This window comes from Amycolatopsis echigonensis (genome assembly GCF_002846615.1).
Classification (GTDB): Bacteria; Actinomycetota; Actinomycetes; order Mycobacteriales; family Pseudonocardiaceae; genus Amycolatopsis; species Amycolatopsis echigonensis.
The window spans coordinates 5154821-5178010 of record NZ_PJMY01000003.1; the positions used below are offsets into that span (position 1 = coordinate 5154821).

General features: G+C 69.7%; 25 protein-coding genes. 12 read left to right on the forward strand and 13 right to left on the reverse strand.

Annotated elements, in window-relative coordinates:
• Positions 1 to 598 precede the first annotated feature (598 nt).
• On the forward strand, positions 599 to 1714 hold the full coding sequence (locus ATK30_RS29540; RefSeq protein WP_101438270.1) for an FAD-dependent oxidoreductase: 1116 nt from the start codon (positions 599 to 601) through the stop codon (positions 1712 to 1714).
• Between the two features lie 121 nt (positions 1715 to 1835).
• On the forward strand, positions 1836 to 2078 hold the full coding sequence (locus tag ATK30_RS29545) for a PLD nuclease N-terminal domain-containing protein (protein ID WP_101438271.1): 243 nt from the start codon (positions 1836 to 1838) through the stop codon (positions 2076 to 2078).
• Between the two features lie 238 nt (positions 2079 to 2316).
• Here the strand turns inward: ATK30_RS29545 and ATK30_RS29550 are convergent, their stop codons facing one another.
• Entirely contained in the window at positions 2317 to 2832 is a 516-nt protein-coding gene (locus ATK30_RS29550) for a lytic polysaccharide monooxygenase auxiliary activity family 9 protein (RefSeq protein WP_101438272.1), read from the reverse strand.
• 236 nt (positions 2833 to 3068) lie between these two features.
• Here ATK30_RS29550 and ATK30_RS29555 point away from each other — a divergent pair, with 236 nt between their 5' ends.
• The gene (locus ATK30_RS29555; RefSeq protein ID WP_101438273.1) at positions 3069 to 4424 is read left to right on the forward strand and encodes an NAD-dependent succinate-semialdehyde dehydrogenase; all 1356 of its coding nucleotides are present in this window, start codon (positions 3069 to 3071) and stop codon (positions 4422 to 4424) included.
• Between the two features lie 73 nt (positions 4425 to 4497).
• Here ATK30_RS29555 and ATK30_RS29560 read toward each other — a convergent pair whose 3' ends face one another.
• The 3 genes from ATK30_RS29560 to ATK30_RS29570 form a co-directional block, all read right to left on the reverse strand.
• Positions 4498 to 5091 (reverse strand): TetR/AcrR family transcriptional regulator, encoded by a 594-nt coding sequence (locus ATK30_RS29560; RefSeq protein ID WP_101438274.1) that lies wholly within the window; start codon positions 5089 to 5091, stop codon positions 4498 to 4500.
• Between the two features lie 4 nt (positions 5092 to 5095).
• The gene (locus tag ATK30_RS29565; RefSeq protein WP_101438275.1) at positions 5096 to 5962 is read right to left on the reverse strand and encodes an alpha/beta fold hydrolase; all 867 of its coding nucleotides are present in this window, start codon (positions 5960 to 5962) and stop codon (positions 5096 to 5098) included.
• A gap of 170 nt (positions 5963 to 6132) precedes the next feature.
• Positions 6133 to 6531, reverse strand: coding sequence for a Fur family transcriptional regulator (locus ATK30_RS29570; RefSeq protein WP_101438276.1), 399 nt, complete (start codon positions 6529 to 6531; stop codon positions 6133 to 6135).
• Between the two features lie 118 nt (positions 6532 to 6649).
• Between ATK30_RS29570 and ATK30_RS29575 the strand changes: the two genes are divergently transcribed.
• Complete coding sequence (locus ATK30_RS29575; RefSeq protein WP_101438277.1) at positions 6650 to 7072, forward strand: Fur family transcriptional regulator; 423 nt, start codon at positions 6650 to 6652, stop codon at positions 7070 to 7072.
• Here the strand turns inward: ATK30_RS29575 and ATK30_RS29580 are convergent.
• The 3 genes from ATK30_RS29580 to ATK30_RS29595 form a co-directional block, all read right to left on the reverse strand.
• Complete coding sequence (locus tag ATK30_RS29580) at positions 7069 to 8670, reverse strand: DUF885 domain-containing protein (RefSeq protein WP_101438278.1); 1602 nt, start codon at positions 8668 to 8670, stop codon at positions 7069 to 7071. The genes ATK30_RS29575 and ATK30_RS29580 overlap by 4 nt on opposite strands.
• A 119-nt stretch (positions 8671 to 8789) precedes the next feature.
• Positions 8790 to 10238, reverse strand: a complete 1449-nt coding sequence (gene argG / locus ATK30_RS29585) for an argininosuccinate synthase (RefSeq protein WP_101438279.1) — start codon at positions 10236 to 10238, stop codon at positions 8790 to 8792.
• Positions 10239 to 10753: 515 nt separating this feature from the next.
• Complete coding sequence (locus ATK30_RS29595; protein WP_101438281.1) at positions 10754 to 11842, reverse strand: glycosyltransferase; 1089 nt, start codon at positions 11840 to 11842, stop codon at positions 10754 to 10756.
• A 103-nt stretch (positions 11843 to 11945) separates the two neighbouring features.
• Here ATK30_RS29595 and ATK30_RS29600 point away from each other — a divergent pair, with 103 nt between their 5' ends.
• From ATK30_RS29600 to ATK30_RS29620, 5 genes are all read left to right on the forward strand, one after another.
• A complete protein-coding gene (locus ATK30_RS29600; protein WP_101438282.1) occupies positions 11946 to 12218 on the forward strand; it encodes a hypothetical protein in 273 nt (90 codons plus the stop codon).
• Positions 12215 to 13141 carry an FAD:protein FMN transferase gene (locus ATK30_RS29605; RefSeq protein WP_101438283.1) on the forward strand — a complete coding sequence of 309 codons (927 nt, stop codon included), beginning with the start codon at positions 12215 to 12217 and terminating at the stop codon, positions 13139 to 13141. Before ATK30_RS29600 ends, ATK30_RS29605 begins: the two co-directional genes overlap by 4 nt.
• Positions 13138 to 13701, forward strand: coding sequence for a ferric reductase-like transmembrane domain-containing protein (locus tag ATK30_RS29610; RefSeq protein WP_101438284.1), 564 nt, complete (start codon positions 13138 to 13140; stop codon positions 13699 to 13701). Before ATK30_RS29605 ends, ATK30_RS29610 begins: the two co-directional genes overlap by 4 nt.
• A gap of 66 nt (positions 13702 to 13767) precedes the next feature.
• Positions 13768 to 14817, forward strand: coding sequence for an NADH-ubiquinone oxidoreductase-F iron-sulfur binding region domain-containing protein (locus tag ATK30_RS29615; protein WP_244194761.1), 1050 nt, complete (start codon positions 13768 to 13770; stop codon positions 14815 to 14817).
• Entirely contained in the window at positions 14814 to 15014 is a 201-nt protein-coding gene (locus ATK30_RS29620; RefSeq protein WP_244194762.1) for a ferredoxin, read from the forward strand. The genes ATK30_RS29615 and ATK30_RS29620 overlap by 4 nt, the downstream gene beginning before the upstream one ends.
• A 12-nt stretch (positions 15015 to 15026) precedes the next feature.
• Here ATK30_RS29620 and ATK30_RS29625 read toward each other — a convergent pair whose 3' ends face one another.
• A complete protein-coding gene (locus tag ATK30_RS29625; protein WP_101438287.1) occupies positions 15027 to 15401 on the reverse strand; it encodes a helix-turn-helix domain-containing protein in 375 nt (124 codons plus the stop codon).
• A gap of 337 nt (positions 15402 to 15738) precedes the next feature.
• On the opposite strand from ATK30_RS29625, the gene ATK30_RS29630 reads away from it, so the two are divergent.
• Positions 15739 to 15996, forward strand: coding sequence for a P-loop NTPase family protein (locus ATK30_RS29630; protein ID WP_101438288.1), 258 nt, complete (start codon positions 15739 to 15741; stop codon positions 15994 to 15996).
• A gap of 70 nt (positions 15997 to 16066) precedes the next feature.
• Here ATK30_RS29630 and ATK30_RS29635 read toward each other — a convergent pair whose 3' ends face one another.
• Together ATK30_RS29635 and ATK30_RS29640 are read right to left on the reverse strand one after the other, a co-directional pair.
• Complete coding sequence (locus ATK30_RS29635) at positions 16067 to 17764, reverse strand: DUF3558 family protein (RefSeq protein ID WP_143271444.1); 1698 nt, start codon at positions 17762 to 17764, stop codon at positions 16067 to 16069.
• Positions 17761 to 20316, reverse strand: coding sequence for an ATP-binding protein (locus tag ATK30_RS29640; protein ID WP_101438290.1), 2556 nt, complete (start codon positions 20314 to 20316; stop codon positions 17761 to 17763). Before ATK30_RS29640 ends, ATK30_RS29635 begins: the two co-directional genes overlap by 4 nt.
• Positions 20317 to 20418: 102 nt before the next feature.
• Between ATK30_RS29640 and ATK30_RS29645 the strand changes: the two genes are divergently transcribed.
• Positions 20419 to 20826 (forward strand): ester cyclase, encoded by a 408-nt coding sequence (locus ATK30_RS29645; protein ID WP_101438291.1) that lies wholly within the window; start codon positions 20419 to 20421, stop codon positions 20824 to 20826.
• 10 nt (positions 20827 to 20836) lie between these two features.
• Here the strand turns inward: ATK30_RS29645 and ATK30_RS46415 are convergent, their stop codons facing one another.
• Together ATK30_RS46415 and ATK30_RS46420 are read right to left on the reverse strand one after the other, a co-directional pair.
• Positions 20837 to 21241, reverse strand: a complete 405-nt coding sequence (locus tag ATK30_RS46415; RefSeq protein WP_244194763.1) for an ATP-binding protein — start codon at positions 21239 to 21241, stop codon at positions 20837 to 20839.
• Between the two features lie 39 nt (positions 21242 to 21280).
• Complete coding sequence (locus tag ATK30_RS46420; RefSeq protein WP_244194764.1) at positions 21281 to 21424, reverse strand: hypothetical protein; 144 nt, start codon at positions 21422 to 21424, stop codon at positions 21281 to 21283.
• A gap of 45 nt (positions 21425 to 21469) precedes the next feature.
• Here ATK30_RS46420 and ATK30_RS46425 point away from each other — a divergent pair, with 45 nt between their 5' ends.
• Positions 21470 to 21862 carry a hypothetical protein gene (locus ATK30_RS46425; protein ID WP_244194765.1) on the forward strand — a complete coding sequence of 131 codons (393 nt, stop codon included), beginning with the start codon at positions 21470 to 21472 and terminating at the stop codon, positions 21860 to 21862.
• Between the two features lie 224 nt (positions 21863 to 22086).
• Here the strand turns inward: ATK30_RS46425 and ATK30_RS29655 are convergent, their stop codons facing one another.
• On the reverse strand, positions 22087 to 23187 hold the full coding sequence (locus ATK30_RS29655) for a methyltransferase (RefSeq protein ID WP_101438292.1): 1101 nt from the start codon (positions 23185 to 23187) through the stop codon (positions 22087 to 22089).
• Positions 23188 to 23190: the final 3 nt, after the last annotated feature.

Here is a 23190-nt window from a genome sequence, read left to right on the forward strand (position 1 = left end):
GCGACCGCTCTTCAGGAGAACTCTGCTCAGTACAACTCGTTGCGGGCCAAGAACATTCCCGCGGCCGGGGGTGTGCTCCCGCTCCGTCCGGACCGGCTGGGGGTTACCGGCCGGCGGGAGCAGGAGCACCGGATCCCGTTCCGCGTCTGGGGGGAGCAGGCGCGCGGAGCGGGTGGTTCTGCGCCGGTACGGGGGCCGCCTCGCGGCGAGTGGCACGACCAGGCTCCGGCCGAACCGGTATTCCTGGAAGGCAGAAGGTGAGGCCCGGGGGCACCTCCGTACCGACACCCTGTACAACGCGCGGACCGCGCGAATGTTCCGGCCCCATCGGGTGATCTGGGTCGCCACCCGTCGAGGGACCGTTTGGTCGGCCCCCGGTAAGCAGACGACGCGCGAACCTCGATCAGGTTGCCCCGCCTGGGGGGTCGCTGTGCCCGCGAGACCCGGCACGCCGAACACCGTTACTCGGCCGAACCGTCCAGGGGCGGCCGCGCAGACCTGCGCGGCAGTCGACCACCGTCACCCACCTACGAACTTGTTCGTAACGAACATGTTCGTTAGACTGGCCGGAGTCACCCACGTAGAAACGGAGCAACCCATGACCATCACCATCGTCGGCGCCGGCCTCGGCGGTCTCAGCCTCGCCCGCGTCCTGCACGTCCACGGCATCGAAGCCACTGTCCTCGACCTCGACGCCTCCCCGTCCGCCCGCGCGCAGGGCGGCATGCTCGACATCCACGACGACTCCGGCCAGGTCGCTCTCCGCGCCGCGGGTCTGCACGCCGAATTCAAGGCCCTGGTCCACTCCGGCGGCCAGGAGACCCGCGTCTACGACCGCGCCGTCACCCTCCTGCTCTCCGAAGCGGACGACGGCAGCGGTGAGCGGCCGGAGGTCGACCGCGGAGCCTTGCGCGATCTCCTCCTCAACTCGCTGCCGGAGGGCACCGTCCGCTGGGGCGCGAAGGTCACCGCCGCGGAACCTCTACCCGAGGGCCGACATCGCCTCACCCTCGCCGATGGCACGTCCCTCACCACGGACGTGCTCGTCGGAGCCGACGGCGCCTGGTCGCGAATCCGTCCACTGGTCTCGCCGGGAAAACCGGCGTACACCGGGATCTCCTTCGTCGAGATCGACCTCCTCGATGCCGACTCCCGGCACCCGGACGCGGCAGCTCTCCTCGGCGGCGGCATGAGTTTCGCGCTCGGCGAGGACAAAGGCTTTCTCGCACACCGCGAGCCGGACGGGAGCCTGCACGTCTACGCCGCCGTCCGCGTCCCGGAAACCTGGACCGCGTCCGTCGACTTCACTGATCACGCCGCCGCCAAGGCCGCCGTGCTGAGCCATTTCGACGGCTGGTCCGACCGGCTCCGCGCCCTGGTCGCGGACGCGGACGGCGACCTGACCCCGCGGCTGATCCACGCGCTGCCCATCGAGCATTCATGGCCGCGGGTGCCTGGCGTCACGCTGCTCGGCGACGCCGCGCACCTGATGTCGCCATTCGCCGGAGAGGGCGCGAACCTCGCCATGCTTGACGGTGCCGAACTGGGGCTCGCGCTCGCCCGGCACCCAGGCGACGTCGAACGCGCGCTCGCCGAGTACGAGGCCGCTCTGTTCCCGCGCAGCGCGAAATCGGCGGCGGAGTCGGCGCAGAGTCTCGAGAGCTGTTTCCGCGCGGACGCACCGGCGGCTTTGCTCGAGCTGTTCGGAGCCTGACGTCCATAGTGGACGCATGTACTACTTAAGCGGTACCCGGATCGAGCCGTCAAGCCGATCCGGGCTGGGCCGTTCCGCTCGCACAATGGGTGCAAGCCCGCTGTGAGAGAGGAATCTTCTGATGACCGCCGCCCTGGCCGACACTGTCCATGAAGGCCTGCAGTTCGCCGCCGTCGCCGGGATCGCGCTGCTGGTGGCGTTTCCGGTCGTGCTGTTCATCGGCGCGCTGGTGAGCGTGCTCGGCAGCCCGCTCGGTGCCGGGATGAAGTTCATGTGGGTGGTCTTCGCGTTCTGCGCGCCGTTCCTCGGGCCGATGCTGTGGTTCCTGGTCGGCAAACGGAGCGCGGAAGCCTCGCTTCGCTGACACAAGAGGTCAGTGGGGCCCGGTTAGCGCTGGCGCGGACGCGGCGCTCGTCGGGACGAGTGCCCAAACGGTCACCCTGACCGGCAAACGTTTCGCGACCAGGTGTGCCTGACCGTCAGCGGCGGGTTGATCACGCGGTACCACGTTGACGAAGACAGCCTCGCCGAGGCATTCGCCGGATGAAGCGCCGGGCAGCCGGAGCGGACATTCCGCCTGGCTGCCCGGCGTTTTCGCGCGGTCAGGAGACGTTCAGGTCGATGCAGGCGTAGAAGGCGTTGCCGGTGTCCGCGATATTCCACACCGCGAGCACCTTCTGCTGTCCGGTGTAGCCGCTCAGGTCGACCTGGTGCGACAGGGTTTCCGGCGGGGCCGAGTCGTTGCCGCTGAAGCTCGCGACCTCGGTGTCGCCGATGAAGTACTCGAAGTCGGTAGTGCGGTGGCGCGCGGTGAACACCCAGTTGAAGGTGACCTGGGTGCCGACCGGGGTGACCGTCCAGCCCTTGCTGTCGTCGTCGAGGTCGGCGAAGCGGTCGTTGCCGCCGCTGCAGCTGTGCAGCCCCTTCGGGCCCTCGACGCTCTGCGGTTCCCATTTGATGTCACCGCAGGACACCGTTCCGTCCGCGCATTGGGCCTGTCTGCTCGGCGGAGAGTTGACGTAGCCGTGCGCGCTGGCGATGCCGGGTCCGATCAGCATCAGCACCGGGGCGAGGATCGCGCCGCCGAGTGCGGTGAGCATCGTGCGTTTGCGGGGCATGGTGGCTCCTTCGAAGCCGGGCCCGCTCCCGCGCCGGAGGGCGGCCGGCCGAGCCACGGCACGACCGACGAGCCCGCGGTGGGGTGGTGCGCGGGCGGAGGGGTGGGGAGAATTGTGGTCTAGACCATACTCGGCTGCCCGCACTGAGTCAAGGATCAGCTACTCTGCGTAATCTATACACGGGATACTGTATGCAATAGGATGCGGGCGAGAACGCCGACCGCAGGGAGACCGCGATGTACACGGTGACCGACCCGGCCACGGGTCAGCTGATCGAGGAGATCGAGAACGCGACCGACGCCGAGGTTCGCGAGGCGATCGAGCGCGTGGGCAACGGATATCGCCGCTGGCGGGACCGTCCGGTAGCGGAACGAGCAGCGATCGTCGCGCGAGCCGCGGACCTGTTCGAGGAGCGCGCCGACGAACTGGCCGCCGTCATGACCCTGGAGATGGGCAAGCGGATCAACGAGGGCCGCGGCGAGGTCGGGATCGTCGTGGACATCTTCCGCTACTACGCGGAGCGCGGCCCGGACCTGATCGCCGACCAGCCGCTCGCGATCCGCGGCGGGTCCGCGGTGATCCGCAAGGAACCGATCGGTGCGCTGCTCGGGGTGATGCCGTGGAATTTCCCGTGTTACCAGGTGGCCCGGTTCGTCGCGCCGAATCTGGTGCTGGGCAACACGATCCTGCTCAAACACGCGTCGATCTGCCCGCGCTCGGCGCTGGCGATCGAGAAGATTCTGCACGAAGCGGGCGTACCGGACGACGCTTATGCGAATGTCTTCGCGTCCAGTCGTCAGGTGCCGATGATTCTCGCTGATCCGCGCATTCAAGGCGTGTCCCTGACCGGCAGCGAAAAGGCGGGCATCTCGGTGGCGGCCGAGGCGGGCCGCAACCTGAAACGCTGCGTGCTGGAGCTAGGCGGCTCGGACCCGTTACTGGTGCTCGACACCGCGGATCTGGACGAAACGGTGCGTACTGTTGCGACCGCCCGGATGCGTAACTGTGGGCAGTCCTGTAACGCACCTAAGCGGATTATCGTCCAGTCTGACCTTTATGAGGAATTCGTGGACCGCTTCACCAAGCGGGTCGCGGACTATTACGTCCCGGGTGACCCGTCGGACCCGTCGGTGAAGCTTCCTCCGCTGGCTTCCGTCGCCGCTGCGGACGAAGTTGCCGGTCAGGTAGCGCGCGCAGTGGAACAGGGCGCGACCTTGCGGACCGGTGGCCGTCGCGGTGAGGCTGCTTATCTGGAAGCGACTGTCCTGACGGATGTCACGCCGGAGATGGACGCTTACCGCGAGGAAATCTTCGGGCCGGTGGCGATCTTGTTCCGGGCGGAATCGGATGATCACGCGATTGAGATCGCCAACGACTCGCCGTTCGGTTTGGGCGCGGCAGTGTTCGGCACCGATCCGGCCCGGTTGCGCCGTGCCGCGGACCGGCTGGAGGCGGGAATGGTGTATTTCAACAAATCCGGCGGGTCGCAGGCGGACTTGCCGTTTGGCGGGATCAAACGCTCGGGAATGGGGCGGGAGCTGGGACCGTCGGGGATTGAGGAGTTCATGAACCAGAAGTCGATCCGGCTGTGAAGCGCGCTGTGCCAGACCGCCTCGCGCCGACGTCAAACGCTGGTCCACGTCGCTGCAGGGCGAGGTTTCTGACCTAAGAAGTTCGCAACAATCCACCCAGCCACCCCAAAAACACCTGCTGCACATCCGCCCGCACCCGGTCCGGGTCGTCCGCATTGGCGATCATCCGAGCCGCCTCCATCACCGCGGCCAGCACCAGCTGCGCCAGAGCATCCACCGGCGTATCGACGATCAACCCAGCCTCCCGAGCGGCCGCCAGGTGTTCCGCGACCAGCCCCAAGCCGTACTCGGCCTCTAGGTCCCGCCAGGCGTCCCAGCCCAGCACGGCGGGGGCGTCGGTCAGCGAGATCCGCCGGACGTCCGGTCGCAGGCAGGCGTCCAGGAAAACGCCCAGCGCGGAGGAAAGCCCGGAAAGCGGGTTCGGTGCGCCGTCGAGGACTTCCGAGACCTCGGCGGTCAGCTCCCGTTCCAGCACTTCGACGACGGCTTGGAAAAGCCCCTGTTTGTCGCCGAAGTGGTGGTACAGCGCGCCCCGCGTGACGCCTGCCGTGCGAGTGATTTCTTCGGCGGGCACGTCGTGGTAGCCGCGTGCGCCGAAGAGGTCTCGGGCGGCCTTGATCAGTGCGGCTCGCGTTGCGTCGGAGCGTTCTTGCTGGGTACGTCGCACGCACCTAATCTGCCATGGCGGCGGCGAAGCGCGTGATGTGCCCGGCCAGTGCGTCCGGTTGATCCTCCGAGACGAAGGTGTACGAGTCCGCGACCTCGACGAGTTCCGCGTCCGGCAATATCTCCGCCAGGCGGTGCGCGAGGCTGATCGGGAACAGCTTCTCTTCGGGCGGCCATACCAGCAGTACCGGACGCTTGAACTGGCGCAGTTTCTCCGCCGCGGCGAGGGTGTGGCTCGAGTCGACGGTGCGCAGGAACTTGCGCAAATCTCGTTGCACCCCAGGGGATTTCCGCAGTTTGCCCAGGTACTCCTCGGCGATGTCCGGCGGCAGCGGGCGTTTCGTGACCCAGCCGAACAGCAGCGGCAGCCGGTACAGCGCCTTGATCCGCAGCAGCTGGCCGAGCACTGCCATCGAACCCGGGACGCGGGCGATCGGCGGCAGCGGCTTGAAGATCGGCGGGAAGAAGTACTCGAAGCTGTCCGACGGCGTCAGCACTACCCGTCCGACCCGCTCTGGATACCGCGCGAGCAGCAGTTGCGTGATGGCGCCGCCGGTGTCGTTGGCGACCAGGATGACGTCTTCGAGGTCGAGTGCGGTGAGGAAGTCGCCGAGGAGGGTGGCGAGGCCGGCGGCACTGAGGTCGGCGTCCGAGCGCATCGGGACCGGGTGCGCGCCCAGCGGAAGATCCGGGGCCAGGCAACGGAACCCGGCGTCCGCGACGGTCGGGACGACGTTGCGCCAGAGCAGGGCGTTGGTGAGGACGCCGTGGACGAACACGACCGGGCGGCCGCGTCCGCGTTCGAAGTACCGGAGCTCGCCTTGCGGGAGGTTGACGTGCCGGGCAGTGCCGAGTTTCTCGTGTGCGTTCATGCTGGCGAAGATACATACATGCAGTCTGTATGTAAATTACCTCGCAGGTAATGCCCGGCCTGACCGGGGAGGATGGTTACCGCGGCGCTAGCCGACGGGTGATCCTGTCGAACAGCTTGCGACTGGGTCCTTCGCCGACTGGGCGGCCCGCAATATCGCCGCGCTGAGGCTTACTCAGCCGAATGGCAGCGCGAGCACAGTCCGGACACCGTTTCGTCGGCCGATTCCGTTGGCGTGCCGGGGATTGCCTCCAGCCGGCCGCACTGGCGGCACAGCAGGTGCCGGTGGTCGAAGCCGGAAAGCTCGTAGCGCTGCGCGACGCCGACGTGGTCGAAGCGGTGAATGAGGCCGGCGGTGACGCCGGTGGTCAGCACGTCGTGGACGCCCCTCGTGGACGCCATCGACAGCCGTTCGCGGACCAGCGGCAGCAGTTCCGCGACGGTCACGTGCGGATGTTCGGCCAGCACTTCCAGCACGACCTGCCGGGCGGTCGTCACGCGCAGGCCGGCGCGCCGGAGCCGGGTCCCGGCGTCGGCGCTGGACGGGAGGGGTGCGGAGGTCGTGAGCACGCCTCATTTGTAGCCCCCAAAGTTGATCCAGTCAAATGTAAGAACGGGTCAACTCTGGCCGTGTGACCCACTGCACGCCAGAATTGATTCGGTCAAGTCTGCGGGTACGATCCGGGCCATGGACGAGTTCGGGGCGCGCCTGCGCGACAAAGGCCTGCGCAACACGCCGCAGCGGCGTGCGGTGCTGGCCGCGGTCGCGCGGACCCCGCACGTCACGGCCGCGGAAATCGCGACGGTGCTCGACGCCGACGGGGCGGTCGGCGCGTTGTCCCGGCAGGGCCTTTACAACGTGCTCGACGACCTCGTCGGCGCCCGCCTGCTGCGCCCGCTCGAACCGGCGGGGTCGCCCGCGCGGTTCGAACTCGAAACCCACGACAACCACCACCACCTGGTCTGCCGCGGCTGCGGCCGGATCCAGGACGTGCCGTGCGCGATCGGAGCCGCGCCGTGCCTCGAACCCGGTCCGGTGCCCGGTTTCCGGGTGGACCAGGCGGAGGTCACGTGGTGGGGCATGTGCGCGGAGTGCGAAGCCAAGGCTTAACGCAGCGCGTCCTGCAGCGCCGCGAGTCCGACCGGGCCGACGGCCAGCGCGTCGTGATGCCACTGGCGCAACGTAAATCCTGGTTTTGCGGCGGCTTCGGCGCGCGCCCGCAGCCACGCGCGTTCGCCGATCTTGTACGAGATCGCCTGGCTGGGCCAGCCGAGGTACCGCACGATTTCGGCGTGCACCCGGTGTTCCGCGGCCAATCCCCGTTCGTGCAGGAATCGGCACGCGGTGTCGAAGTCCCAGCGGGAACCGTCCGGCAGCGGCAGATCGAGGTGCGAGCCGAGGTCGATCACGACACGCGCGGCCCGCAGCGCGGACCCGGCCAGCATGCCGAGCCGGGTGCCGCGCTCGGAGAACCAGCCCAGTTCGTCGGCGAGACGTTCGGCGTACAGCGCCCAGCCTTCCGCGTGGCCGCTCACTGAATGGACGCGTGCGTAACGGCTGACCGAATCCCCGGCCAGGCCCGCGACGCCGATCTGCAGATGGTGTCCGGGAACGCCTTCGTGGAACACCGTCGAAAGCTCGGACCAGGTCGCGAAGCGTTTCCGTCCGCCCAGCGGCCACCACGTGCGGCCGGGGCGGGAGCCGTCTTCGGCGGGACCGGTGTAGTACGGCGAACCCGACGCGGAGCCATACGCGAGTACGACATCCAAGGCGCGCAACGGTTCCGGGATGTCGAAGTGTTCGCTCGCCGCCTCCAGTGCGCGATCGTGCGCGGAACGCAGCCAGTCCAAATAGGACTCTTCGCCGGTTACCGAGCACTCTTTGTCCAGCAGCGCGAGGACTTCCGCCACGCTCGCGCCGGGCTGGATTTTCGCGACCTCAGCGGCGATTTCCGTTTCGATGCGCTGAAGTTCCGCCCAGCCCCATTCGTAAGCTTCGGCGAGATCGAGGTCCGCGCCAAGGGAAAGCCGGGCCGCGACGGCGTAGCGTTCCGCGCCGACACCGTCGGTTTCGGTGGCATGCGGGGCGTAATCCTCGCGCAAGAATCGGGCGAGCGCCGCGTAACCGCGGTGGGCCGCGTCGGCCCCGGCGCGCAGTTCATCGGTCTGCGGCCCATCGCCGTACTCCTCGACGAGGGCATTGTGGACGCCGACGTACCGCTCGGCCTGGGCCGCCGTTTCCAGTGCCTGCCGACGGGCCGCGCGCAGACCGCGGTCGAGACCGGCTTGCAGCGTCTTCTGCCAGCCGGCGAGCATCGTTTCGACCCCGGCCATCCGGACCGCGAGGACGTGCCAGTCGTCCGCGTCGCGGCGCGGCAGCAACCGGACCGAATCGGCGATCGAACTCAGCGTGCCGAAATGCGCCTGTACCTGGCGAAACGGCTCGTCCAGCTCGTGCCAGGCCAGTTCGGCCTCGAGGCTGTTCCGCAGATGCGCCGCCGCGATCCGGTCCGCGCGGGACTCGGGGGTCAGCTTCGCGAGGGCGGCGAGCGTGCGCCGGGCCAGGTCGGCGCGGCCCGCGAAACCGTCCGGGGTGAGGTCGGTGAGCGCGGTCGCGTCGGTGGTCACGCCGTCGAGGGTCGCGGCGATCGGGTCGAGCGCCGCCTCGGCCGTGACGTGGTCGGCGGACAGCTGAAAAATCGGGGTCACGCCGCCACGTTAACCGGGAACCGCCGCCGGAATATAGAGACGTTAGCGGGGTGCGGTCGCTGGTATAGAGGGAATGCCCGCGCCGGTGGTCCGGCGCGGGCATCCGCGGGAGGAAAGCCTCAGTCCGTGCCGGATTCCATCGCGGCGCGGTCGAGCAGTTCGACGTCGTCGGCCCGGCCGCGGGACGCGATCGTCTCGGCCCCGCCCTCGGGCATCGCGCCGATCAGGCCGGTCGAGGCCGCCTGCGCGGCGCCGATCAGCTTCGGGTGCGAATTGCCGCCGACCATGCCGAGGCTCGCGTACTGCTCCAGCTTGGCGCGCGAGTCGGCGATGTCGAGGTTCCGCATGGTCAGCTGGCCGATCCGGTCGACCGGGCCGAACGCGGAGTCCTCGGTGCGCTCCATCGACAGCTTGTCCGGGTGGTAGCTGAACGCCGGTCCGGACGTGTCGAGGATCGAGTAGTCCTCGCCGCGCCGCAGCCGCAGCGTCACCTCGCCGGTGATCGCGGTGCCGACCCAGCGCTGCAGGGATTCGCGCAGCATCATCGCCTGCGGGTCCAGCCAGCGGCCCTCGTACATCAGCCTGCCGAGACGGCGGCCTTCGTTGTGGTAGCTGGCGATGGTGTCCTCGTTGTGCACCGCGTTGACCAGCCGCTCGTACGCCGCGTGCAGCAGCGCCATGCCCGGGGCCTCGTAGATGCCGCGGCTCTTGGCCTCGATGATCCGGTTCTCGATCTGGTCGGACATGCCCAGCCCGTGCCGCCCGCCGATCGCGTTGGCCTCCAGCACCAGCTCGACCGCGGTGCCGAACTCCTTGCCGTTGATGGTCACCGGACGGCCCTGCTCGAAGCCGATCGTGACGTCCTCGGCCGCGATCTCGACTTCCGGGTCCCAGAACCGCACGCCCATGATCGGTTCGACGATTTCGATGCCGGTGTCCAGGTGCTCGAGCGATTTCGCCTCGTGCGTGGCGCCCCAGATGTTCGCGTCGGTGGAGTAGGCCTTCTCGGTGCTGTCGCGGTAGGGCAGGTTGTGCGCCTGCAGCCACTCGGACATCTCCTTGCGGCCGCCGAGCTCGCCGACGAACGCCGCGTCGAGCCACGGCTTGTAGATCCGCAGGCCCGGGTTGGCCAGCAGGCCGTAGCGGTAGAAGCGCTCGATGTCGTTGCCCTTGTAGGTGGACCCGTCGCCCCAGATCTGGACGTCGTCCTCCAGCATCGCGCGCACCAGCAGGGTGCCGGTGACCGCGCGGCCGAGCGGGGTGGTGTTGAAGTAGGCCCGGCCGCCGGTGCGGATGTGGAAGGCTCCGCAGGTCAGCGCGGCGAGCCCCTCCTCGACGAGGGCTTCCTTGCAGTCGACCAGCCGCGCGAGCTCCGCCCCGTAGGCGTGCGCACGGCCGGGGACGGACGCGATGTCGGGTTCGTCGTACTGGCCGATGTCGGCGGTGTAGGTGCACGGAACCGCACCCTTGTCGCGCATCCACGCCACCGCCACGGACGTGTCGAGGCCGCCGGAGAACGCGATGCCGACCCGCTCGCCGACGGGAAGGGAAGTGAGCACCTTGGACATAGGAATGATTATGCACGACGATGTATGAACGTGCATCCCCGGGTGGTGTGAACTCGCTCTCGCGCGGTTCCGGGAGTCCGTCGTTCACCGCTCGTGCAGCCGCTGGCGCCACCACGCGGACGCGTGCCAGCGGCTGAGGGAACTCGCCGCCGGATCGGGCAGGGTTCTTCGCCTGAAGTCGTCGTCGAGGGGAGCGATGATCCGCCGCAGCTCCGCACGGGCGCGGCGAGGGAGGGCTCGCAGGGCGGCTTCCAGATCGTCGCGGGCTTCGACCGGATCGCTGCACGGGCAATCGGGCCACGGAAGATACAACCAGCGGCCAGGCTGGCGCAGGAAGCTCCGATATCGGTCGAGTGCTGGAGAGACGCATCCGGCCCGCAGATCACGGGCCTCGGGTCGGTCGGCGCGGACCGCGCCGGGCTTCCTACGAGGCATTGCCCCTTCGGGTCGACATCATGTCGGGATGATGCCATATCCGTTGCTGCACGGCGTCATCCAATTCGGTCAGCAGGGCCTTAGTACGTGCGGCCCTTCCAGCCGGTCCGGCGACGTGCGGAGTCGATCGTCATCAGCGTGTACAGCGCCGCGGTGAACGGCAGCGCCAGCCCCGCGACCAGGGGCTGCCGGTAGTACCGGGCGACCGGCACGAAGGTCGCCGCCATCAAGGCCCACGCCACGGCGGCTTGCCACGAGCCGGTCAGGGCGAGCGCTGGCGGGGCGAGGAAAACGGCGATCATGCCCACGACGGTCCCGGCCAGCAGCAGCGGCGAATACCGGAGCTGGGGGTAGGCGCTGCGAGCCACCATCTGCCACAGGTCCGCGAGCCGCGGATACGGCCGGACGCTCCAGACCTTCGACGCGTACCCCAGCCAGATCCGGCCGCCGGCGGACGCGATCGCGCGGGCGAGCGCGACGTCGTCGATGACCGCACCGCGGATCGCGGCGATTCCGCCGGCGCGTTCGAGCACTGAGCGGCGGACGAGGACGCAACCGCCAGCTGCGGCGGCGGTGCGCCAGCGCGCGGAGTTCACGCGGCGGAACGGGTAGAGCATCGCGAAGAAGTACACGAAAGCGGGCACGATCAGCCGTTCCCAGAACGTCGCGGTGCGCAGAACGGCCATCTGAGATACCAGGTCCCGGCCGCTGGTGGAAGCGGCGACAAGGGTTTCCAGCGAATCGGGACTGTGTGAGATGTCAGCGTCGGTCAAGAGGAGGAAGTCGACGTCTCCCGCCTCGCGGACGCCGTGTGCTACGGCCCAGAGTTTCCCGGTCCAGCCGTCCGGTGGTTCGCCGGGGCTCGTGACGGTGAGCGGGAGTCCATCGGGGACAGGCAGCGAGCGGGCGACTTCGGCGGTGCCGTCGCTGCTGCCGTCGTCTACGAGGATGACTCGCGCGTCGCCGGGATAGGTCTGGCGGAGCAGCGTGGCCAGGGTTTCCGGGAGCAGTTCCGCCTCGTCACGGGCGGGCACGACGATGGCGACGGACGGCCACCCGTCCGGCCGGACCAGCTCGGGCAGCCGCTGGTCGGTGCGCCAGAACCAGCTGTGGCACAACGCGAGTCCGGCCCACACCGCCAGCGTTGCCCACGCGAGGACCGTGCTCATGCGCGGAGTGTAGTGACTGGCAGCAAACTGACAGGTCGCTCCCAGCCGACTCATAGAAACGCGGCTGAGACTGGTGTTCCCAGCACCGGAGAGGACACCTGGCATGGACCCGGACATCAGCAGAAGGCAAGCGGAGCGGGCGCGCGTCCGGCATCGCACCGCGTTCGTCACGGCGGTCGCGGCAGTGCTCGGAGTCGCGGCGGCCGGCGGCATCGGATACGGGCTGACGGCGGCCGGTTCGACGTCCACCAGCGGGACCACCTCGACCGACAACGGGACAGGATCGAGCACTTCCGGCCAAGACCAGCTGCAGTCGCCTTCGCAAGACCTCGGCTCCGGCTCCGGGCACGCGCACACCGGATCGGGTGCGTCGTGACCGGGCCGTATTCGGCGGCGTTTCCCGCGCTCGGGACGACCGCGCGGGTGCTCGTCACCGAGGAAGCCGCGCTCGGCCCGGCGACCGCGTTGCTGCGGACGCGGCTCGCCGAAGTCGATCGGGCTTGCAGCCGGTTCCGGCCGGATTCGGAAATTTCGGCACTCCACCGTGCCGCGGGAAGGGAAGTCGAGGTGAGCCCGCTGCTGGCCGACGCGCTGTCGGCCGCGTTGCGCGCCTCGTGGCTGAGCGGCGGACTGGTCGATCCGACGGTCGGCGGGTCGATGGCCGCGCTCGGCTACGACCGGGACTTCGCCGAGATCGCCGACGGGCCCGCTGCGGCGCCAGTCCCCGCGCCGGGCTCGCATTGGGTGCTGTTCGAACCAGCCCGACGGGTTGTCGTGCTCCCGCGTGGCGTAATGCTGGACCTGGGTGCGACCGCGAAAGCGTTTGCCGCGGACCAGACTGCCGCGGAGATCGCGCGTCGCACCGGCTGCGGCGTGCTGGTGAACCTCGGCGGCGACCTCGCGGCGGCGGGCCCGGCTCCGGCGGGCGGCTGGCAAATAGCGATCGGTGACGACCACACGGACGCGGTCGCCCATCCTGGTGCGACGATCACACTCACCAGCGGCGGCCTGGCGACCTCCGGCGTTGCCCGGCGAACCTGGCGGCGCGGCGGTCGCGTGGTGCACCACATCGTCGATCCGCGGACGGGCGAGCCGGCGGATCCGTGCTGGCGAACGGTATCGGTAGCGGCCAAGTCCTGTGTGGACGCCAACACGGCGAGCACCGCCTCGGTCGTATTGGGTGCGGCAGCGTTGGACTGGCTGAGTTCGCGCGGATTGCCGGCACGGCTGGTGAGCTCGCGCGGCGCGGTCCGGACGACCGCGGGCTGGCCCGAGGATCGCCGGGAGCGTGCGTCGTGAGTTCCGCGCTCTGGTACTTCAGCCGCGCCACCGGAATCGTCTCGCTGGTGTTCTCGACGGCTGTCGTGGTGCTCGGCTTCCTCAATTCGGGAAGGTTCGCGACCCGGCGCTGGCCCCGCTTCGCCCTCGCGGACCTGCATCGGAATCTCGCCCTGGCCAGTCTCGTCTTTTTGGGCGCACACATCATCTTCGCGGTCGTCGACGGCTATGTGGACCTCAGCTGGCTCTCCGTCGTCGTTCCGTTCGTTTCGGGCTACCAACCGTTCTGGATCGGCCTCGGTGCGGTAGCGGTGGATTTGCTGCTCGCCATTGTCGTGACGAGCCTGCTGCGAACTCGGATCCCGCCACGGTTATGGCGCGCGGTGCATTGGCTCGCTTACTTGTGCTGGCCGGTCGCGCTCGCGCACAGCATCGGTCTCGTCGCGTCCGACAGCGCACGTCCGCTGCTCATCGCGCTCGACATCGTCTGCCTGATCGCCGTTCTGGCCGCAGCGAGCGTGCGGTTCGGCAGTACCAGCCCCGACACCGAGGCTCGCCGCCTCTCTCCGCTTCGGAGGTGACTCTTGCTTCCCTCGCACCGGCATAATCTTGCCGCTCATCTGTCCGTCCACGGTGGACTCCCCGTCTTGGACCGCGACGCACTGATCCACGAAATCGACGCCGCCGGTATCCGCGGCCGGGGTGGCGCGGGCTTTCCGGCTGCGGCGAAACTGCGCTCCGTCGCACCAGGACGGTCCATTGTGGTCGCCAACGGCTGCGAGAGCGATCCGTACAGCAGCAAGGATCGCGCGCTGCTGGAGCTCGCGCCGCACCTGGTGCTGGACGGTATCCAGGTCGCCGCTCACGCCGTCGGCGCGACCGAGGCTTATCTCTGCCTGCACGAGGGCAACCGAAGCGTCCTGGCCGCTTTGGCCGAACGCCGCGACACCGTGCCGGTAAAGCTGGTAGCAGTCCCGCACCGATACGTCGCCAGTGAAGAAACCGCGCTGGTGCATTTCCTCGGCACCGGCGGTGCCCGCCCGACCGGCAAATTCCCGCGCCCCGCCGAACGCGGACTCCGCGGCCGCCCGACACTGGTCCAGAATGTCGAAACCTTGGCCCGATTCGCGCTCGTCGCTCGGGTCGGAGCGGACCGCTATCGGTCTGTCCACACTGACCTGGTCACGGTCACCGGAGCGGTCGCTCGTCCTGGTGTGCTGGAAGTCCCGGCGGACACTCCCGTTTCCGCGATTCTCGCCCGCGCTGGCGGATCCGTTGCCGCGCAAGCAGTCCTGATCGGCGGTTACGGCGGTACCTGGATGCCGCGCTCCCTGGCCGACCCGTTGCCGCTCGGGCGCGAACCCGGCCTGTCGTCGCTGCACTTGCTCCCGGAACCGCACTGCGGGATCGAGCTGACCCGGAACATTCTCTTCACCCTGGCCGCCGAATCCGCTCGCCAATGCGGACCGTGCATGTTCGGACTTCCCGCCATCGCCGGGGATTTCGCCAACCTGCTGGCGGGCCGGGACGCAACCGGCCGCCTGGCCCGCCGCCTCCCGCTCCTCAGCGGACGAGGCGCGTGCGCCCACCCGGACGGAGCGGTCCGCCTCGCCGCGAGCGCCCTGCGCGTCTTCGCCGCGGATGTCCACGCCCACCTGGCGGCCGGCGCATGCCGAGTCACGGCAGGTGCGGCATGAACCGCCTGACAGTCGACCCGATCGCCTGCCGGGCACACGGTTTGTGCGCGGACGTCCTGCCGGAACTGATCACTGTGGACGAATGGGGTTACCCGGTGATACACGGGGAGACGGTGCCCGAGCCGCTGTTGGCCGAAGCGCGAAGGGCGGCTGCGGCTTGTCCGGCGTTGGCGTTGCGGCTGCGGAAGGTAGATTAACCGCAACGGTGGTCAATCTCGCTGGGTATCTCCTGGGTTGCGCCGACTGAGAGCGTTCTGTCCGCCGTGCGGGCGGATGGTCACTTTTTCCCGCAGCAGCAAGCGACGGATAGTGCCATAGGACGCCTGATGCGCGTCCGCGATGCTCTGCATCGTCGAGCCAGATTCGTACTCGCGGACTATTCGCGGCACGTCGAGTTCGCGGCGCACCCCCTGGCGGATTTCCGGCAAGACGGCGCCTTCCCGCCGCAGCAGCCGACCGGTCCAGCTCAGCGACAGCCCGTGTTCCCTGGCGATCTCCGTGATCGACGCGCCGGCGCGCCAGGATTCGAGCATCCGGCGATTCCGCTCGGTCCGGTTCGCGCGTGCCTCGTCCGGCGTGTCCATGCAGGTGCTCCCGCTGCTGGGGCTGAACGTGCTGGACCCTCCATTATCAGCCTCGCGGATGCGGAACGGGAACCGACGAACGTGGTGCATGCGGGGAGGTTCTTTGTCGGCAAATGCAGACGCAAGGTGAATCGACTAGCCAGTGCAGCACGCTGGCAACTCCGGAAAGCGTACCAATTTCGTCGAGAAAGAGAAAAATCTGCTGTCCGATGGTCAGTGCGGCACCACAACGTCACCCGGGTCCCGCGTCCCGGCGTCGATTCCACCTGCCCGGTGCCTCCGACCTCCGCCAGCCGGGCTTCGAGGCGTCCTCAGCGCCGCCGTCTACGGTCCGGCGGTGCGGGAGCTGATCGCTGCGCACCGTGGCCGCACGCTGGTGTACTTCCTGCGGGTCGAACTGGCCGAGACATTCATCCGCCACGCGAGCAGGCGCGAAGCGGCCGAGTTCACCACCGAAGACATGGCTTCCTGGTGGGAACCCGACGACCGCCTCGGTGTCCCCGGCGAGATCGTGATCCCGCAGACCTCCGACCTGCACGCCACCGTCGACCGGATCTTCCGCGACGCGTTCGTCGACGACTGCCGACGGAGCTAGCGCTGCGTCCCTGCGGGCGCGGTCTCCTGCAGGCCGCGGTCGATCCCGAGGCGGCGTGCCGTCGCGCGGATCACTTGAAGTACTTCTCGACTGTCTGCGCCATCGCTTTCTCCGCCGTGCTGAGGGCTTCGGGCGGCAGCGTGTTGTACGCGTCGGGCATGTCCTTGCCGCGGCCCGGTTGGCCCTCCACCTTGATGTGCAGGTTGCCGTGCGCCCGCAGGTCGTTCGTCGGCGACAGGTAGATGTCGTACTCCGTGTTGTGGTCGTCGGTGTACTCGACGGCCGCTTTGCCGGCGATGGTGGTTTCCCGCCTGCCCGGCGAGCCCTGGCCGTAGTCGCCGGGGGCGTCCTTCGGGTTGACGTTCACCTGGATCATCAGCTCGTGCTTCGGGTCCACGAAGAAGCAGTGGGATCCCCACGTCACGGGCGTGAATTGCTTGCCGTACAAGGCGACGATCGCATCGTTGAAGACCGCGCACTGCACGTTCCGGTTGATCGCCGCGTCAGCCATGATCTGCTGCGCCGAGGACGCCACCGTGACCTGCTGGTAGGGCTCGCAGTCGGGCACGCTGCCGGTCACTGCGAGGTCGATGCAGGCGCCCCGGGCTCCGGTGTCGTTGTCGCCCGGCCCGTAGAGCACCTCTTTTGCCGGGGCGACCTGGCCCGGTTGTCCCGTCGCGAGGCCCATCACGTGCTCGGCGAGCGCGGCGGCGGCGTCGCAACTGCTGTCCTCCACCTGCACGGTCACGTCCGCGAACCACTTGTTCTGGTTGCCGGCGGGGCCGGCGTCCCATTTGGCTTGGCAGTGGTCGCCGAGGGTGGTCATGCCGACGTTCTTGCCCGCGATCGACCGCGGCTGGCTCCCGGTGAGATCGGCCGGGGTGTCGTAGAACATCTCGATCTTCGGGCCGACCTTCTGCGCCGACGAATCGTAGGTCTCGCACCCCGCGAGGGGGTCCTTGCTGCCGCTGACGCGGTACCGGTACTTCTTCGCCTCGTCGCCGGGAAGCGCCGTGGCCAGCAGCGTGCAGCCGTCCCACGCGGAGTACGGCCGCTGCGCCGGGGCGATCGCGGCCGGGTTCCGCAGCCGCGGCACGGCCGCCTCCGCGTACCGGCGCACGACCGGGCAGACGTCGCCGTCGCCGCCGGTCACGCTGTAGGAGAACTCGATCGCCAGCTCGAAGCTCACCGGGAACTCCATCCGGCAGGTGGGGTGCTTGGCCGTCTCGGAGTACTGGTAGGCCTTGGCGCCCGCGATCGTGGTCGGGAAGCCGAAGTACCGCAGCAGCTGCTCGGAGTACTCGCCGACCTTCACCGTCACCCCGGGGTCGCCCGGTTCGTAGTTCGCGCCCGCGACCAGGAAACACGCGTGCGGGCCCTTCGCGATCGTGACCGCGTTGGGATTCCCGACCTGCCGTGCGACCGCCGGATCGACGAGCGCGCACGGGTCGATGGCCCGCAGCGCGGCGGTGACCGCCGCCGCGTCACGTCCCTGCGGCGCGGGCGTGTGCGCCTCCGGCTGCATCCCGCTGTCCGACGCAGACGCGCCGCCCAGCGGATCACCGCCGGTCAACACGATCGCCCCCGTGGCCGTCGCCGCGAGGACGATCACGATCAACGGGACCAGCCACAGCCACAATTTCTTCTTCCGCGGCGGGGCCGGCGGGGGCGGCGGCGCTGCCGGCCCCCACTGCGGTTGCCCCCATTGCGGCTGCGGTTGTTGCGGCCCCTGCCCGTACTGGGGCATGCCGCCGTACGGCGAATTCACGTCGATCCCCCCGACATGTGCACAGAATGCGTGTCCCGGCAGCTTAGATCTCCAAAGACCGGTGAGGGCGGCAACGCGGCCGTGTCGCCCCAGACCGACACGATGGCAACTGCCAGGTCGAGGACGTGGATCGGTGTGCGCGGACGCGCCAGCAGCGCGGCCAGGTCGCGCACGCCCTTCGCGTCGGGGATCGTGGCCGATTCGCCACGCCAGCGCAGCGTCCACACCGCGCCGGTGCGGTGCAGTTCCCCGGTGACGCGGGTCTTCGGCGCGGCCGGCGGGGTGCCGAGGAACTCGTCGAAGCGGTCGAGGAACGACGCGACCGGGCCGTAGCAGGCGGCGCCGATCCCGTCGTAGAGCCACAGGTCGCGGTACGGCCGCACCGCGGCGGCGCAGGCCTCGACCGCGCCGCGGTGCCCGAGCAGACGGCCCGCTTCGCCCAGCAACGCGACACAGGTCAGCCATTCACTGTCCTTCGGCACGACGTCGATGCCGTCGGACATCCGCTGTTCGACCAGGCGCCGCGCGCGGTCGTGCTCGCCCGCCTTGGTGAGGTAGTAGGCCAGGTAGCCTTGCGCCATGGGGGAGTCCAGGAACGGGGCCATGACCGCGTCGATCACGTCCAGGAGCGCGGCCATCGTGCCGGTCGCGTCCGCCTGGCCGATCCGCTGCGTGGCCACCATGAGGCCGGCGTTCTCGCTCTGCGCGCGGCGGGCGAGTTCTTCGGCCTGGGCCAGGCACTCGCCGACCCGGTCGTGGTCGGCGCGCATCAGCGCCCGCATGCCGCGCCAGATCGGGACGACCCACGCGTAGTAGGGGACGCGGAGCTGCTCCGCGGTGGCCGCGTAGGCGGCGATCTGCGCGTTCGCGGCGGCGAAGTTCCCCTGTTCCAGCAACGCCACGACGAGCAGCCGCCGGGCCAGCAGGGCGAGCGTGCGGTCGTCGGCCGACTCGGCGAGGGTGAGCATGCGGCGGGCCGCTTTCTCCCGCTCGGCGACGAAATCCGGGCCGCTCGCGGTGTCGCACCAGGCCGAGATCGCGGCAGCTTCGACGCGCGCGTCGCCGAGCCGCCGTGCCATCGCGACGGCCTGCTCGGCGAGCGGGCGGGCCGTGCCGTCGATCCGTCCGTACGCGCGGGTGAGCGCGGTGCGGGCGAGCGTGGCGGCCTTCGTCGCGCCGTCTTCGAGCAGCGGCAATGTCCGCTCCAGCAGCACGGCCTGCTCCGGATCTTCCAGGTCCACCTCGAAGCCGCCGGGACCGCCGCCCATCGCGAGCAACGCCCGGGCCGCGGTCTCGCCGTCGCCGTCGGCGAGCCGCTCCCGGGCGAGTTCGCGCAGCACGGCCCGGCCCTCGCCCAGCTGCCCGGCGAGTACTTGTGCCGCACCGGTTTCCAGCCGCAGCTGCGGGCCGGCGCCCGCCCAGCGGAAGAACCGGACGGCCTGCTCGTATCCACCGCGCCGCATCGCGTCCCGGGCCGCGAGCAGCGCGTGTTCGGCGGCGAGCGCGGCCGCGTCCGCAACGCCGACCGCGCGCCGGAAGTGCCCGGCGACCGTTCCCGCGTCGGCGTGCCGGGCGGCGAGGGCGTGCCCGGCCCGGCCGTGCAGGAGGCCGCGGCGTCCGGCGGGCAGGCCGTCGTCGAGGACCTCGCGCACGAGCGCGTGCGTGAACCGCATCCGCTCGTCGCCGGCGACGGCCAGCCGCGCGCCGGCCGCCTCGGCGACGGCGTCGAGCACGTCGGCGACGTCCAGCTGCGCGACCTCGGCGAGCACGTCGAGATCGGCCTCGTCGCCGAGGACGGCGGCCGCGGCCAGGCAGTCGTCGGTCCGCTGCCGCAGCCGCGCGAGCCGCCGTCCGATGACCTGCCGCACCCCGGCGGGCAGGCCGGGCCGCCCCCTGGCCGCGGACAGCAGGGCCAGCTCCAGCACGACGAACGGGTTGCCGCCGGTGCGTTCGTGCACGGCGCCGGCGAACTCCGGGTCGCGGCGGCCGAGCACGTGCTCGACCAGCGCGGCGGTCTCGTCCGGGGCCAGGCCGGCGAGGCTGAGCCGGCCGAAGAAGGGCGGCAGGGCCGCGAGCGCGGCGGCCCCGGCGGGCGCGAGGTCGACCGCGTTGTCGCGGCTGGTGAGCAGCAGGACGCAGCGGAGTTCGGGCAGGACGCAGGCGAGGAACTGCAGCAGCGCCAGCGAATCGGCGTCGGCCAGGTGGAGGTCTTCGAGGATGAGCAGTGCGGGCGTGCCGGCGGTGGCCCGGACGAGCCGATCGGCGACGTCGGCGAACATCGACGCCCGCCCGGCGTGCCCGGAATCGCCCAGCGGGGCGGCGGCGTCGAGTGGGCCGAGCGCCTGGCGCCACAGCCAGTAGGGCGCGGTCTCGATCTCGGGGCACCGTCCCCAGCCGACGGTCCAGCCGCCGGCCTCGGCCGCGAGGGCTTCGGCGAGCGTGGTCTTGCCGATCCCCGCGTCGCCGAGCAGGAGCAGGCCCCGCCCGCGACCGGACCGCGCCGCGGCGAGCAGGTCGACCAGCGCGCCGAGCTCCCACCGCCGTCCGATCATCCCCCCCAAGTCTCCCGCCGGCCCCCGGCGGGTGTTCCGAGTTGTCACGAATCCGTAAGGAGCGCCTATTCTTGGGGACCGCTCGATCGACGAGGAGGCGGCGTGGGAGCGTTCGAGAACCGTGAATTGGTCCGAAAGTACTTCGACGTCGTGTGGATCGGTGGCGACTGGAGCCGTGTCGGCGAGTTCGTGGCGCCGGACTTCCGCAATCACGGCAGCTTCCCGGGCATGCCGGCCACGACGATCGAGGACGGCAGGCGCGTCGAGGAACAAGGCAGGCTCGCCTTTCCGGACATCGTCTTCCAATTGGTGCATATCGCCGCGGATGAAGAATGGGTGGCCCGCCATTGGGCGGCCGACGCCACGCATGCGGGCGAATTCTTCGGGGTGCCGGCCACCGGCCGGAAGGTGCACATGGAAGGAATGGTTTTCAGCCGCATCGCCGACGGGAAGATCGCCGAGGAATGGCGGATCATCGACACCGCAGGCCTGATGAAGCAACTGACCTGACGCCGCCGGCTCAGCCCTCGTGGATCGACTGCCGGATGCCGAATCCCGGGCCTCGTTCGCGCACGTCGAAACCGCGGCCCTGGTCCCGCGCGACTACCGCCGTTCCGTCGTCGCGTTCCTCCACCCGGAGGACGACGCGGCTCGTCCCGGCGTGTTTCACCGTGTTGCGCAGTGCTTCCCGCACCGCTTCGCACAGTGCAATACGCCGGTCGGCGGAAAGGCGGTCGTCGTCGGCGAAGTCGGCGGCCACGAGCTGGGTGCGGAGGCCTTCGCGGACCATTTCGGCGGCGACGTCGGCCAGTTCGACCACGAAGCCGCGTCCGGTGCGCGGTTCGATCGGCTCGGTGAGGCTCCGGCGGAGTCCGGCCGCCTCGGCGTGGGCGACCGAGCGCAGCTGGGCGAGCCGTTCGACCACGTGGTCGGCGTCGTCGGACGGGGAGATCGCGAGCGCTTCCTACGTCTGCAGCACGCTGTCGTGCAGCAGCCGCCGCGTGCGCTGGCGTTCGGCCTCCTGGCCGCGGCGCAGGCCGATGTCGAGGGCGAACCGGGTGCCGACGCCCAGCAGCACGAGGATCCCGCTCGCCACCACGATCGACACGGCCAGCGCGACCAGGCAGCCGATCGACCGGCGGTCGCGAGCGGGTTGTCCAGCCGCAGCCCGCCGGCCACGGTCAGCAGAACGCGCACCGGGACGGCCGCGGCGAGCAGCAGCGCCGCGGGCAGCCCGGACGTCCCGGCCCACATCGCGACCGAGCCGACGAGCCACGTCCAGGTGACGTCGATCGCGAACGGCTGCACCGCGTCCGGTGCGAGCACCGCGATCAGCAGGTTCAGCGCGAGCCCTGCGCCGAGGCCGGCGGCGAGCACCCGCCGCGTGCGCCGCGCGGGCAGGCCGCCGGAGCGCAGCAGCCACCAGAGGAACGCGGCGTTCGCGGCGACGCCCACCGCGGCCGCGGGCAGCACCGGGAAAAATCCGGCGCTGCCGTTGGCCGCGGCGAATCCGATGAACACCTTGGCGAACGCGGCGATCCGGTAGGCGACCGGCACGACGACCCAGTACCGTGCGGCGCGCGCCAGCGTCGCGTCACCGACCGCGGCGAGGTCCCCGCCGGAGTCCGGCCGCTCCGGCGGGCTGCCCCGCTGCAGGAGCGTCCGCACGAATTCCCGGGGTGGTACGGCAAAACCCGGTCCGGGCATCGTCCCTCCCCGTGTCTCGCGCGAGGATATTCGATCGGTGCGGTCCAGCGTGGAAACGCCGGGTCACGCTCTGGACCTGGTCAGCCGCCACAGCATGGTGCGTTCCCGGGAGCGTGGTGCGTGCAACGGATCGGCACTGTCCGTGGCGCGTCGGTGTCTTGGCGTGGTTTCGCGCCGCCCCGCGACTTTCAGTCCCGCGGCGGAGATCCGCGCGAGCAGTTCGGCGCGGGTCCGCAGGCGGAGGTGTTCGGCGAGGTCGGACAGGATCAGCCAGCCTTCGCCGTGCGGCGTCAGATGGTCGGGCAGGCCGTCGAGAAACCGGTGCAGCATCGAGGACGAGGCGTCGTAGATCCCGAGTTCCAGCGCCGAAGCCGGGATTCCGGGCAGCCACGGGGGATTGCAGACGACCAGGTCGGCACGCCGGTCAGCGGGCCAGAGGTCGGTTTCGAGGACCTGGACCCGATCGGACAGACCGAGTCGCCGGAGGTTGTCCCGTGCGCAGTGCACGGCGCGTGGATTCAGGTCAGTTGCCACCACTTCGGCGGCACCGCGCCGGGCGAGAAGGGCAGCGAGCACTCCCGTACCGGTACCGAGATCGAAGACGACCGGAGACCCCTTGCCTGGCAATGGTTCCTGCGCGACGAGATCTACGTATTCACTGCGTGTCGGCGCGAACACGCTATACGCCGGATACAATCGTGAGCTTAAAGCGTTGATATGAATGCCTTTCTGGTGCCATTGATAAGCGCTCAGAGCGCCGAGCAACTCACGCAACGAGATCAATGTGCTGGCGATGCCGCCGAATGCGTGCTCGCAAGCGGCTCGAATGTCGGGAGCTCGGCGGAGCTGAAGCGAATGGTCAGCTTCCACGAAGACCAGGACCTTTCCGAGCAGCGTCGCGCGTTCTGCGCGCGCTGAACGCACTTCGGTGAAAGATCCCGAGCCCTCAGGGATTCGGCGGTCCATGGCGCGCACGAGCTGTCGTGCGTTGGGAAAGTCGCCTCGCCACAACATTCCGGTGCCAGCGCGCGCGAAACGCAGTGCGGCGGCAGCGGTCAGCCGGTCATCGACGACGACAATGCGGCCCGGCGGCGGAGTTCCGTTTCCGGAATGCCAACGGGCGGTGCGGATGGTTCCGTTTTCGGTCCACTGGACGGTGGACATGAA

Coding starts and splice junctions, on each gene's coding strand:
- ATK30_RS29575 (WP_101438277.1), top strand. CDS start 6,650: ATGGACGAGTTCGGGGCGCGCCTGCGCGACAAAGGCCTGCGCAACACG.
- ATK30_RS29555 (WP_101438273.1), top strand. CDS start 3,069: ATGTACACGGTGACCGACCCGGCCACGGGTCAGCTGATCGAGGAGATC.
- ATK30_RS29600 (WP_101438282.1), top strand. CDS start 11,946: ATGGACCCGGACATCAGCAGAAGGCAAGCGGAGCGGGCGCGCGTCCGG.
- ATK30_RS29625 (WP_101438287.1), bottom strand. CDS start 15,401: ATGGACACGCCGGACGAGGCACGCGCGAACCGGACCGAGCGGAATCGC.
- ATK30_RS29565 (WP_101438275.1), bottom strand. CDS start 5,962: ATGAACGCACACGAGAAACTCGGCACTGCCCGGCACGTCAACCTCCCG.
- ATK30_RS29545 (WP_101438271.1), top strand. CDS start 1,836: ATGACCGCCGCCCTGGCCGACACTGTCCATGAAGGCCTGCAGTTCGCC.
- ATK30_RS29595 (WP_101438281.1), bottom strand. CDS start 11,842: ATGAGCACGGTCCTCGCGTGGGCAACGCTGGCGGTGTGGGCCGGACTC.
- ATK30_RS29640 (WP_101438290.1), bottom strand. CDS start 20,316: ATGATCGGACGGCGGTGGGAGCTCGGCGCGCTGGTCGACCTGCTCGCC.
- argG (WP_101438279.1), bottom strand. CDS start 10,238: ATGTCCAAGGTGCTCACTTCCCTTCCCGTCGGCGAGCGGGTCGGCATC.
- ATK30_RS29550 (WP_101438272.1), bottom strand. CDS start 2,832: ATGCCCCGCAAACGCACGATGCTCACCGCACTCGGCGGCGCGATCCTC.
- ATK30_RS29620 (WP_244194762.1), top strand. CDS start 14,814: ATGAACCGCCTGACAGTCGACCCGATCGCCTGCCGGGCACACGGTTTG.
- ATK30_RS29655 (WP_101438292.1), bottom strand. CDS start 23,187: ATGTCCACCGTCCAGTGGACCGAAAACGGAACCATCCGCACCGCCCGT.
- ATK30_RS29540 (WP_101438270.1), top strand. CDS start 599: ATGACCATCACCATCGTCGGCGCCGGCCTCGGCGGTCTCAGCCTCGCC.